Raw genomic sequence first — 12,396 nt, forward strand, 5'->3', positions numbered from 1 at the left:
ACAGACGAAAGGTGTGCCAAACGAATGAACAAAGGGGTCCTGTTTTACGACGCGGCGTTTCCTTACGACGGCCAAAGGCCGGACGAGGCGGCGGTCCGGGCGCTTGCCGGCCATTTTGAGGTGACCGGCGCGGACGGGCTGGCGGAACAGCTGGAGCATGCAGACGTGCTGGTCCATTTGCACGGCTCCTATTTTCCGAAAACGGCCTGGCCGGCGATTCTGAAGCATCTGTCGCGGGGCAAAGGTCTCGTCCTGCTCGGCGGCGTGCCGTTCCGGCGCCCGGTTTACAAGGACGAAAGCGGCGCCTGGCAGGCTGAACCGGAGCAAACGGCCTACCATCAGCAGCTTCATATTCATGAGGCGCTGGCCGTCGACGTAAGCGCTGTCGAGCGGCTGTCCGCGAATCCCGACCTGCCGCTGTTCGACGGAGACGAGCGGCTGTTCACGATCGAGCCGGCGTTCGGGCTTGCGCTGCACGTGACGCGCGCTTCCGACCATCCGGCCGAAATGGGCTCCGGCGGTCCGATGGACGCGCATCTTTATCCGCTGCTGAAGGGAATCGGCGGAGGCGCATTAAACCGTGAGCTCGCCGCTCCCGCCGTCCTGCTCGAGCATACGAAAGGAACGTTCGCCGGCGGCCGCTGGGCACTGGTCTCGCAGGTGCTACGCGAGTCGTTCTGGCTGAGCGGAGGCGCGGAGGCGCTTGCGCGCTGGGCGGAATTTGCGGCGAGGGGCGTAACCGAGCTGTGGCTGAAGCCGAATTACGGCGCTTTCGAGCCCGGCGAACGTGCGGGACTTACGCTGCAGGCGCAGCATCTCCCGAGCGCCCGCGAAGGCGCCTCGGACGAGGCCGGCGCGTGGACGTTCAAGCTGCGCGTCCTGAAGGCGGCGAATAGCGCGGAAAGCGATCCGCAGCCGTTTTTCGCCTACGACGAAGCGCGCTTCGCGGAAGTGTGGCGGACGGAGACGACGCTGACAGCCGGTCGCGAGCTGACGTTCCGGCGTTTGCAGGTCGAGCCGCCCGTCGAAGCGGGCTTCTACGCCGTTGAATGCGAGGCTGTATCGGACACGGGCGAGCGCCGGACGCTGCGCCAGGGCTTCTGGGGCTTCGACCGGGAGCTGCTCGCCGCAGGCGAACACCTTACCGCGGATCGCGACTATTTCCGCAAAGAAGGCCGCCCGCTGCCGATCGTCGGCATGACCTACATGACGAGCGATGTCGCGCGCAAATATTTGTTCCTGCCGAACGCAGCCGTCTGGGACCGCGACATGGCGCAGATGAAGCGGGCGGGCATCAACCTGATCCGCACGGGCATTTGGACCGCATGGCGCAACATCATGTTCGTCGACGGACATCCGTACGAGGAGGTGCTGCGGGCGATCGACGCCTTCCTGCTGACGGCCAAACGGCACGGGCTGGAAGTGACGTTCAATTTCTTCTCCTTCGCGCCGGAGCTCTGGGAGGGCGTCAACCCGTACCTGGACCCGCGCAGCGTCGAGGCGCAGAAACGGTTTATCGCGGCGATCGTGTCGCGCCATGCGGAGTCGAAGCATGTCCACTGGGATCTGATCAACGAGCCGTCGATGTTCGATCCGAACCGGTTGTTTCAAGGGCCGCGATCGGCGCGCGATCCGTTCGAGCGAAAAGCGTTTATCGAGTGGCTGCAGCAGCGGCACGACAATATCAGTACGCTTCAGGAGCGGTGGAACATGACGCCTGACGAGCTGCCGTCGTTCGATGCGGTGCAGCTCCCCGAACCGCGGAGCGTCAATTTCAACACGACGGAGATTACGCCGAAGCGCGGCGGGCCGTGGCTCGATTATTCGCTGTTCAGCATGGACATGCACAACCGCTGGGCATCGCAGCTGGTCGAGACCATCCGCCGCATCCAGCCGGAGCAGCTCGTGACCGTCGGCCAGGACGAAGGGCTCGGCGCGCAGCGCCCGTCGCCGTTCTTCTACGCCGAAGCCGTCGATTATACGACCGTGCACTCCTGGTGGAAAATGGACGCCCTCGTCTGGGACGGCATTTTCGCGAAAACGGCGGATAAGCCGAACCTGATCCAGGAAACGGGCATCATGTACGTCGAAACGCCGGACGGCCGGGCGAAGCGGAGCGAGGCGGAGCTGCGCAACATTCTCGAGCGCAAGTACGCCTACTCGTTCTCGACGGGCGGCGCGGGCGCCGTGCAGTGGATCTGGAACATCAACTTCTATATGGACAACATTAACGAGTCGCATATCGGCGCGCTGCGGGCGGACGGCACCGAAAAGCCGGAAGCGGACGTTTCGTACGATTTCGGCGCGTTTATGAGGCAAATCCGCGACCTGTTCGAGGGCCGGAAGCTCGAGGAAGTGGCGGTTATATTCCCGTATTCGAACGATTTTTCCAGCCGGGGGCACGCTTACGAATCGACGACGCGGCTGATTCGCACGCTTGCCTATTCGATGAACGTACACCCGCTCGGCCTCGGCGAATATCACCTCGAGGCGCTGGGTTCGGTGCGGCCGAAGCTCGTCATCGTGCCGAGCCCGCACAATTTCAGCGGCGCGGCGCTGGAGCGGCTGACCGCATACGTTCGCGAGAGCGGCGCAGCGCTGCTGTTCACCGGTCCGCTCGGCCTCGACGAATACTGGCGTCCGGCCGGCCGGCTCGAACGCGAGCTCGGGGCGCCGGCGGCAGCCGCCGTCCGCAACCTGCTCCGCGAGGAGCTGCTGGAGCTCGACGGCCGCCTGCTGCCGGTATCGTTCGGCGGCGGCCATATTGCAGACAGCTGCAAGCAGGCCGGGAGCGGGCCGGCGCAGCTCATCGACGCGAAGCTCGGCGCGGGCCGGCTGCTCTGGTGCCCGCTGCCGGTCGAGCTGAACGAGCGCGGCGAAACGCTCGAAGCCGTCTATGGCAAGGCGCTTGAGCTCGCCGGCGTCGGCCGGGAGCTCGAATGGGTGCGGGGCGGCGAGCTTCCCGGCGTGTACGGCCGGAAGCTGACCTTCGCCACCGGCGCACTGTACGTGTTCGTCTCGGAGCTCGGCTGCGACGCCGACATCGAGGTGCGCGACCCGCAGACCGGCAAACGATACGGCTTTACGCTCGAGCAGGAGCGCACGGTAATGTTTGCCGCCGATGCAAGCGGCCGCATCACGGCCGTGTACCGGCCGCATGCCGTACAGATCAGCGAGCGGTAATCCGCACGCTGATTCCCGGCATCAGCCGTGTACCGGCGGCAAGCCGTGCAGATCGGCCAAAGGTAAGCCGTACGCTGATTCCCTGAACGCGCCGGGCAGCAACGCATTTAACAACGAAACGGCCATCCTCCACGGACGGCCGTTTCTTGTGTGACAACGGAAAAGCGCCCGTCTTAAACGATTTCATGGGGCTTAAGACAGGCGCTTCGTTTTCCCTATTCACACGATCGTACACAGATATTCGATATGCTCCTGCAGCTTCCGGCGACCTGTACCGATGCCGAAGCCGTCAGCGACCGTCGGCCAGTCGCGGCGGCACTGGAGAAAGGACCGGAGATAGAGCACAGCGGATGAAGAACGTGCGGAAACGGATCCGGAGCAATGCGAGAAAAATTGGGGCGTACTCGTCTATAAGGATTTTGCAGGAAACCTACGCGGACCGGAAGGCCGGCCGGAACGGGAAGTCGAGGCAAAACGTCCGGTTGGAAGGCGTATATGAGGGCGAAACATGGAGGTTTGTTATGCTTGTGAAACAAAATCGCCCCCGGAAGTTGATCCGGGAGCGGGTTAAATGTCTTATAGGCCTTGTCCGTTTATCAGTTCAGGCCGCCGAGAACGGGGTGCGGCACGTACGGCTCTTCGAGCTTTGCGATTTCCTCGGGCGTCAGCTTGAGCGATACCGCGGCAGCGGCGTCGTCAAGATGATGCGGCTTTGTCGCGCCGATAATCGGCGCCGCAACCGCCTCCTTCTGCAGCACCCATGCGAGCGCGACCTGCGCGCGCGGCACGCCGCGCCCGGCCGCAACCTCGGCCACGCGCTCCACGACCTTGCGGTCCGCCGTTTCCATGACCGTATACAGCGCCTTCGCGAACTGGTCCGTCTCCGACCGGGCGCTCGTCTCTTCCCAGTCGCGGGTCAGACGGCCCCTGGCGAGCGGGCTCCACGGGATGACGCCGACTTGCTCCTCCTTGCAGAGCGGAAGCATCTCGCGCTCCTCTTCGCGGTACAGCAGGTTCAGGTAGTTCTGCATGGAGACGAAGCGCGTCCAGCCGTTGCGCTCGGCGGTGTGCTGCGCCTTCAGAAATTGCCAGGCGTACATGGAAGAAGCGCCGATATAGCGGGCTTTGCCGGCTTTTACGACATCGTGCAGCGCTTCCATCGTTTCTTCGATCGGCGTCTGGTTGTCCCACCGGTGAATCTGGTACAGGTCGACATAATCCATGCCGAGACGGCGCAGACTGTTATCGATTTCGGCCATGATCGCCTTGCGGGAAAGCCCGGCGCCGTTCGGCCCTTGGTGCATCCGGCCGTGCACCTTCGTCGCCACCACGATTTCGTCCCGGTTCGCGAAATCCCTCAGCGCGCGTCCGACGATTTCCTCGCTCGTGCCGTCGGAGTAAACGTTTGCGGTATCGAAAAAGTTGATGCCGAGGTCAAGCGCTTTCCGGATAAAAGGGCGGCTCTGCTCTTCGCTGAGCGTCCACGTATGCCCGCCGCGGTCGGGCGCTCCGTAGCTCATGCAGCCCAGACAGATGCGGGAGACGTCCATCCCGGTCCTGCCGAGTTTCATATATTCCATCTCAAGACACTCCTCTTCCTCGATTTTTCCCTTCCTGTACGATTATAGCATTTTATGGCAGCCGCCGGACAAGCAGCGCGCGGAACGGGACTTCCGCTCCGCCGGGCAGGGACTTTACTCCCAATCCAGCACGACGCCCAGGCAGGGCTCCTTGTTGTCCGCTATAAGCTTCCAGGCATCGGCCGCACGGCCGGCGGGAAAACGGTGCGTCACCAGCCTGCCGGTTTGCAGCCAGCTCTCGCGGATGCCTTCAAGCGCTGCGTCCATTCGCTCCCTCACCCAGCCGGACGGCGCATGAAGCGAGATTTCCTTCTGACGCAGATGCTGGATGTCGATCACGCCGCGCGTCCCGTAGAAGCCCGCCGAGACGAAATCCGCGCCGCGCCGCAGCAGCGGAAGAAGCCGCTGCACCGCCTCCAGATCGCCTACCGTATCGACGACAGCGGCAATTCCGGTGCCGCCGCCGGCAAAATCGCCCGCTGCCTCCGGCAGCGAATCCCGCCTCGCGTTCAGCCGCGCCGCCTCCGCGGGCAGAAGATTCAGCCGGTCGTCGCGCCTTCCGGCAACGAGAACCTGCACGCCCCGATGCAGCAGCGTCTGCGCCGTCCATTGGCCGACAAGCCCGTCGCCGAGCACGACGGCCCGGTCGCCGGGGGCCAGGTTCCCTTTCATGCCGCAGTTATAGCCGACCTGCGTCAGCACGAGGCCGCTGTAGTCGGTGAAATCGGCACCCTCCGGCAGCTTCCACACTTGATTGGCCGCCGTTACGGCCGGGCTGACGTGTCCGCCTGCAGGTGCAAACATGCCGTTAACGCGGCTTACGGACGCGAATACCCGGTCCCCCGTCCGCAGGCCGGCGACCTCGGAGCCGACCTCGCGGACGATGCCCGTCTTCTGGTAGCCGGGCACGATCGGGAACGGCGTGGGTCCTCCTTCGAAAGAGGCCGTGTCGCCGGCAATCCGCTCGCCGCGCAAATACGACGACTCCGTGCCTTTGCTGATCCAGGATACCGCCGGTTCGACGACGACTTCGTCCGGTCGCGGCTCGGGCAGGTCCACCTCCCGCACCGACACTGTCAGCTTATCGGTAAAAACGACCGCTTTCCCTTTCATCGCCAGCATTCCCCCTCGTTCGTTTTATTCGTATAACGTTCGCCGCCGGACGGCGAAATCCTTCGTGCTGCCGGAAGCGGTTTCCTGTGAGGGAGGGCTTTTGTGTCCTGAAAAATTCCGACGGTTCGATCGTTCATATTCAGTTAAAAAAGCAGGATTAGACTATCCCTAAGGGAACGACTTTCTTTGATTATCCATCCCATTAAACGAGAGGCGGGAAGAAGATGAAAGTCATCGTCATCGGTGCGGGTCTGGGCGGATTATGCCTTGCGCAAGGGCTGTCACAGGAAGGAATCGAGGTGGAGGTTTACGAGCAGGATCCGGGAGTGGAGGCACGGTTTCAAGGCTACCGGATCGGATTGAACCCCTCCGGATTCGAAGCGCTGAAAAGTTGTTTGCCGGTACGGCTGCATGCTTTGCTGGAAGCAACCAGCGGGGACCTGACCGGCCCGGGAAGGCTCCTAGACGAGCAGCTGAACGACATTCGGATGGAAGGACGGGAAGCGAAGACCGATGCGGTCGAGGAATCGGTCGTCATTGATCGGCACGTTCTCCGTCATCTTCTGCTCGCCGGCCTTCAGGAAAAGGTTCATTTCGGTAAAAAACTGACCCGATACGAGACGTTGTCCGATGGCACCGTGCGCGTCTGCTTCGCCGACAGCGCATCGGCTTGCTGCGACCTTCTGGTCGGAGCGGACGGCGTGGGGTCCGCGGTGCGCCGGCAGCTCGTCGGACCTGTTGAGCCCGTCGATACAGGACTTCGCGGTGTCATTGGCCGGACTCCGCTCGATCGGAGGTTCGCTTCCCTTGTACCCGGCCGGGGGACCATGGTATCCGGACCCGGACTGGATATGTTTCTGGGCAAAATGCAGTTCCGAGAGCCGCCGCATCTGGCCGCCGAGAAATGGGCTCCCGGCGTCTATTTGCCGGAGACGCCAAGCTATTTGCGGTGGATCATGCTTCTGCCGCCGGAGCATCCGGGCGTGCTCGGGCAGAAGGAGCGGAAAGGCACGGCTGCAATCGCGACGATTCTGGAGCTCATACAAGGCTGGCATCCCGACCTGAGAGAGCTGGTGCGGCAGGCGGACCGCGACAATAGCGGCTTCGGGCCTATTCGCGCTCTCGGGCCTGTGCCCGCGTGGGAGTCTCAAGCGGTCACCATGCTCGGAGATGCCGTCCATGCCACTGCCGCAACCGGCGGAAACGGAGCGAATACGGCTCTTCTCGACGCTGCATTGCTGTGCGCCAAGCTTGGCGAGGTGAACCGGGGAGCGGCTTCCTTGCCGCCTTCCCTGGAAGATTACAATCGGCAGGTTCTCAGTTGCGGTTCGGATGCCGTACAGCAAAGCTTGAGAAAGGCTGACGAATTCCAAAATCTGGGGACCCGCGTGCGGAACGCTCGGCATCCTAGATGAAAAACGGCTCTGCAGGACGCCGCTAGTCTTCAATCCACTGCGTCCGGCTTGCCGCGCTCTCCCGTTTTCCCTCGGGAGGAGTCATGTCCGGGACGCCCAAATAGATAAAGCCGAGCATCCTGTCCTTCGGCTGCAGGCCGAACACTTCGTTCATAATCGGGCCGTAGCACGGCTCGCCGGTCCGCCAGACCGCGCCGAGCCCGAGGGCGTGCGCCGCAAGCAGCATGTTTTGGATCGCGGCGAAGACGGCGCCGTATTCCTCCAGCTCGATGACGCCTTTCGCTTCGGAAGGCGTTACAGCCGCAGCGATGACGACCGGCGCGCGCAGCGCCTTGGCCCTTGCCGACTCCGCCTTCGCCACGTTTTCCGGCGAGCCGGGATCGGCCTCGCCCTGCAGCGCGATCCGGGCGAGCGCGCCGCCCAGCTTGGCGCGGCCGCCGCCGGTCATGACGAAAAACCGCCACGGCTCCGTCAGACGGTGATTCGGCGCCCATACCCCCGCTTCCAAAATCCGTTCGATCGTCTCCTTCGCGACCGGATCCGGCTTCACCTTCCCGATGCTTCGTCTTGTACGAATCGCTTCCAACGCTTCCATATCGATCTCTCCTCCACTGTCCCCATGCGGTCGTCCTTTTATTTTACCACATGGCGCAGCCGCGCTCACGGGACAAACGGGAAATGCGAGAATACATAAATCTGCGAGACATAGAATGAAAAGGTAGGGCTTATCCATTTTGGGGGTCGGAGACGAATGAAGAAAAAAGCGGTTGCCGTTTTTCAAATCGCCGCCACGTACATCGGCACGGTCGTCGGAGCCGGTTTTGCTTCGGGCCAATCGATCATGCAGTTTTTTACCGTATACGGATCGCGCGGAACGCTGGGCATTCTCGTCTGCACCCTGCTTTTCATGTGGCTCGGAACGAAAATGATGATCCTCTCGCATCGTATCCGGGCTTACTCTTACCGGGAGCTCAACACCTATCTGTTCGGACCGGTTTTCGGAAAAATCGCCAACGGACTCACGTTCATCATCCTGTTCGGCGTTACGTCCGTCATGCTGTCGGGTACGGGGTCGATTTTCCAGGAACAGCTCGGACTGCCTTACCAGCTTGGCATTCTGGCCAGTATCGGCCTCAGTTATCTGGTCATGTCCCGGGATATCAAAGGCATTATCGCGGTTAATGCGCTCGTCGCGCCGCTCATGGTCTTTTTTACGATCTTTCTGGCGGTAAGCATGCTCGATCCGGCAAGCCTGGCGCGGGTGATGCAGCCCGGTGCAGCTCCCGATCTCCCCGGCCGCTACAAGTGGGCGTTCGATTCGCTGGCTTACGCGTCGCTTAATTTCGCTTTCGTCCAAGCCGTCATCGTGCCGCTCGGAAGCGAGGCGGAGGATGAATCGACGCTGAAATGGGGCGGCTTCTGGGGAGGCGCCGGGCTCGGCATCATGCTGCTTGTCAGCCATTTCGCGTTAACGATGCGAATGCCGGACATTATGCGGTACGAGGTGCCGATGGCCGAAATTATACGGGAGTTCGGGCCGTTCATGCATGCCTTGTTCCTGACGGTCATTTACGGGGAAATTTTCACGACGCTGATCGGCAATGTATTCGGCATTACGCGCCAGATTCGAAGCTTATGCCGCCTTCCGGTACCCGTCATCGTATTTGCAACGCTGCTCGGATGTTTTCTCATCAGCCAAATCGGATTTGCTTCCCTGGTCGACTATCTCTATCCCTTATTCGGGTATATGGGTCTGATTCTGGTGCTGCTGCTGGGCATCCGGCGCATCCAAAAAGAATGAGGTATCGAATACTTTCGGAGCCATGACTATTCCTCGCAGCCTGCATCGTGTCCAATGAATCCTTATTTGCGCTTAACTCGAATAGAAAAAATACCCCTTCGTGCATCCCCCGTTTCAAACGCCGTTCCGGCAGGTAATGAAATGTATATCCGGTATGAAGGAGGGGTTTGCATGCTGTTCCATCATGTTCTTGCCGCCTTCGACGGCTCGAAGGCCGCGGAGAAAGCGCTTGCGACCGCCGTGAAGCTGGTCGAATGCAAACAGGCCAACCGGCTGACCGTCGTCCATGTATGGAGCGCGCCCGCCATGGTCATGGCGGACGCGCTCGTAACCGCACCGGCCTCGATTCAGCGCGACTGGGCCGAGCAGGCGCAGCTGCTGCTTCAGGAGGCCGGGGACAAAATCGTCCATCTTCCCTACGCGCATACCGAGCTGCTCGAAGGGCGCCCGGGGGAAGCGATCCTGGATTCCGCCGAGCGGAACGGCTGCAGCCTGATCGTGCTCGGCAGCAGGGGCTTAAGCCCCATCCGCGAGTTTGTGCTCGGGAGCGTCAGCCACGAGGTGACGGTGCGCGCCAAGGTTCCGGTGCTGATCGTCAAATGAACGCAAGACGACGGCATTAATTCGCAAGGTCCCACGGCTCGTTGATTTTCGGCACATCGGAAATGAGCTGCTGCGTGTAACGGTGGCGGGGATTGATGATGACCTCCTCCGCCGGCCCGCTTTCCACGATTTTCCCTTTTTCCATAATGTAGAGCGTGTCGCTGACGTAATAGGCGAGCCCGACGTCATGCGTAATAAAGATGATCGTCATATTGTTCTCCTCGCGCAGCTTCAGCAGCATGTCGAGAATGGTCGACCGCGAGCAGGCGTCGATCATCGACGTCGGCTCGTCGGCGATCAGGATTTTCGGATGAAGCATGAAAATCCGCGCGATCATGAGACGCTGCATTTGCCCGCCGGACAGCTCGAACGGATATTTATTGTACAGCTCCTCGAATTTCAGGTTGACGAAGGAGCACGCCTCCTTCATCTTCCGAAACCGTTCCTCGCCGCTCAGCTTCAGCCCCTGCAGCTCGATGCAGTCGGAGAGCAGCCGCTCCACCCGGCGGAACACATTAAACGAAGAGAACGGATCCTGGAAAATCGCCTGGATATCTTTCCAGTACGCCTTCCGGTCCGCATGCCGCCCGAGCTGTCTCGGCTTCCCCTTATATCGGATCTCCCCGCTCGTTTCCTTCAGGAGGCCCATCAGCATTTTCGCCAAGGTCGTCTTGCCGCTACCGCTTTCGCCGACGATCGAAATAATTTCGCCTTCGCGGAAATCGAAGCTGACCTCGTTCACGGCCGTCGTTTTTTTCTTCCCGTAGCCGAATACCTTCGTGATCTTCGTGCCGGTAAGCAGCGATTCACCGTTCTTCATGCGCATACCACTCCTTCAGGGTGCCGGCCTCGAACAAGCACCGGTAAACCCGTTCTCCAAGCTCGCGGTTCTCGATTTTTCCATGCCTGCAGTCCTCCCGGGCAAAGGTACACCGGTCCGCGAAGCGGCAGCCCGGAGGCACCTGCTTCAAATTCGGCGGCGCGCCGGGAATGGCCGCCAGCTTGTGCTCCTTCATGCCTTCCTCCGGCACGATAATCGAGCCCATCAGCCGTTTCGTATACGGATGGACCGGATCGAAAATCATCTGGTGCGCCGTGCCCCGCTCGACGATTTCCCCGGCGTACATGACCATAATGTCGTCGGTCACATGGTAAAGAAGCGGCAGCTCGTGCGTAATGAACACCAGCGACTTGATGAATTTCTTGTCGATCAGCTCTTTCAGCAGCTTGATGACCGCCTTCTGCGAGGTGACGTCGAGCGCCGACGTCGGTTCGTCCGCCACGAGCACCTTCGGGTTCAAAATCGTCGAGATGGCAATGACGGTCCGCTGCTTCATCCCGCCGGACAGCTCGTTCGGGAACGCATTCAGCACATCGGGAGACAGATGCAGCGTCTCGAACCGTTCCGCCGCCATGTCCCAAACCTCCCGCTTCGTCAGCTCCGGCCGGTGCTCCTTCATCATGTCCTCGATAAAACGGATGATTTTCAGCGTCGGGTTCAGCGCATTCATCGCCGCCTGCGGAATGTAGGCGATCTCCCTGCCAAGGATGCGCTTCCTCAGCTGTTCCTTGTTCAGCTTCATGATATCGATGCCGTTGATTTCAATCGATCCGCTGCCGTAATGCAGCGGAGGAAAATAAAATCCCATCAGGCTGAGCGCCAGGGTCGATTTGCCGCACCCGGATTCGCCGGCGATGCCGAGCGTCTTGCCCTCCTCAAGCGCGAAGCTGACGCCGTCGACGGCAAACACCTTTTCCTTCAGCCGGGTACGGTAGTACGTTTTGAGCGCTTTGACCTCCAGTATGTTTTTACGGGCGGAAGGGCTCTGACGCTCGGCAATTTCCAGCATAGGTTTGCTCATGGCTAGCTCCTTATTTTCGGATTGAAAATTTCGTCCATTCCCGTGTTCATCATGTAGAGCGAAAACGTGATGACGGCGATGGCGAAAGCGGCCGGGATAAACGCCCACCAGGCGCCCGCCACGGGGGCTTCGAATATAAGCGCCCAGTTCATAATGATGCCGAGGGAGATCGTATTGTACGGCCCGAGCCCCAGCATCGAGATGGACGCCTCGGCCAGGATGCCGGACGCGACCTGCAGGATAAACGCCATGACGACGTAAGATGCGATGTAAGGCAAAATCTCGAACGCGATGATACGGGCCGTGCCGTGGCCGGATATTTTGGCGATGTTGACATGGTCGCGGTTTCGAAGCGACGTCGTCTGCGCCCGGACGGCCCGCGCCGTCCACGGCCAGCTCGTCAGCCCGATGATGAGCGCCACGATGAGCGAGCTGCGGGAATTGATGCTGACCGAGATAAGAATAAGAATGATGAACGACGGAATAACGATAAACATGTTCGTGACCGCGGTCAAGATGTTGTCCGCCAAGCCCCCGATATACCCGGAGGCCAGCCCGATCGCCAGGCCGATCGCGGTGGCGCACACGCCCGCGACGAGCCCGACCATCACGGAGGTGCGAATCCCGTAGACGAGCTCGAGAAACAGGTCGCGGCCGAAGTTATCGGAGCCGAGCGGCAGGCCGGCGCCGGGAGGCTGGAAGGCAAGCGCCTTCATTTCGAACGGGTCGCCCCGGTTGATCAGCGGATAAAAGACGACTAGCGCGATCATCAGCAAAGTGACGATCAGGCCGAACAAAAATTTCGGCGACTTCAGCAAAATGCGGGTCGATTGCGACAT

10 protein-coding genes are annotated in these 12,396 nt (G+C 61.0%); 4 read left to right on the plus strand and 6 right to left on the minus strand.

The window, feature by feature from the left end; all coding sequences use genetic code 11:
* The first annotated feature begins 24 nt into the window (after positions 1–24).
* A complete protein-coding gene (locus PD282_RS17840) occupies positions 25–3,183 on the plus strand; it encodes an alpha-amylase family protein (protein ID WP_274651993.1) in 3,159 nt (1,052 codons plus the stop codon).
* Positions 3,184–3,779: 596 nt separating this feature from the next.
* Here PD282_RS17840 and PD282_RS17845 read toward each other — a convergent pair.
* Together PD282_RS17845 and PD282_RS17850 are read right to left on the minus strand one after the other, a co-directional pair.
* On the minus strand, positions 3,780–4,763 hold the full coding sequence (locus PD282_RS17845; RefSeq protein WP_274651994.1) for an aldo/keto reductase: 984 nt from the start codon (positions 4,761–4,763) through the stop codon (positions 3,780–3,782).
* A gap of 114 nt (positions 4,764–4,877) precedes the next feature.
* Positions 4,878–5,876, minus strand: coding sequence for a zinc-dependent alcohol dehydrogenase (locus PD282_RS17850; protein ID WP_274651995.1), 999 nt, complete (start codon positions 5,874–5,876; stop codon positions 4,878–4,880).
* 224 nt (positions 5,877–6,100) lie between these two features.
* Here PD282_RS17850 and PD282_RS17855 point away from each other — a divergent pair, with 224 nt between their 5' ends.
* On the plus strand, positions 6,101–7,291 hold the full coding sequence (locus PD282_RS17855) for an FAD-dependent oxidoreductase (protein WP_274651996.1): 1,191 nt from the start codon (positions 6,101–6,103) through the stop codon (positions 7,289–7,291).
* Between the two features lie 22 nt (positions 7,292–7,313).
* On the opposite strand, the gene PD282_RS17860 is transcribed toward PD282_RS17855, so the two are convergent.
* Entirely contained in the window at positions 7,314–7,886 is a 573-nt protein-coding gene (locus PD282_RS17860; protein ID WP_274651997.1) for a nitroreductase family protein, read from the minus strand.
* 156 nt (positions 7,887–8,042) lie between these two features.
* Between PD282_RS17860 and PD282_RS17865 the strand changes: the two genes are divergently transcribed.
* Together PD282_RS17865 and PD282_RS17870 are read left to right on the plus strand one after the other, a co-directional pair.
* A complete protein-coding gene (locus PD282_RS17865) occupies positions 8,043–9,092 on the plus strand; it encodes a YkvI family membrane protein (RefSeq protein ID WP_274651998.1) in 1,050 nt (349 codons plus the stop codon).
* A gap of 171 nt (positions 9,093–9,263) precedes the next feature.
* Positions 9,264–9,695, plus strand: a complete 432-nt coding sequence (locus PD282_RS17870; RefSeq protein WP_274651999.1) for a universal stress protein — start codon at positions 9,264–9,266, stop codon at positions 9,693–9,695.
* Positions 9,696–9,711: 16 nt separating this feature from the next.
* Here the strand turns inward: PD282_RS17870 and PD282_RS17875 are convergent, their stop codons facing one another.
* From PD282_RS17875 to PD282_RS17885, 3 genes are read right to left on the minus strand one after another with little or no spacing between them, the layout of a single operon-like run.
* Positions 9,712–10,515, minus strand: coding sequence for an ABC transporter ATP-binding protein (locus PD282_RS17875; RefSeq protein ID WP_274652000.1), 804 nt, complete (start codon positions 10,513–10,515; stop codon positions 9,712–9,714).
* Positions 10,502–11,557: an ABC transporter ATP-binding protein gene (locus PD282_RS17880; protein WP_274652001.1), complete on the minus strand. Its 1,056-nt coding sequence runs from the start codon at positions 11,555–11,557 to the stop codon at positions 10,502–10,504. The genes PD282_RS17875 and PD282_RS17880 overlap by 14 nt, the downstream gene beginning before the upstream one ends.
* A 2-nt stretch (positions 11,558–11,559) precedes the next feature.
* Positions 11,560–12,396 (minus strand): ABC transporter permease, encoded by an 837-nt coding sequence (locus PD282_RS17885; protein ID WP_274652002.1) that lies wholly within the window; start codon positions 12,394–12,396, stop codon positions 11,560–11,562.

The organism is Paenibacillus humicola (genome assembly GCF_028826105.1).
Lineage (GTDB): Bacteria > Bacillota > Bacilli > Paenibacillales > Paenibacillaceae > Paenibacillus_Z > Paenibacillus_Z humicola.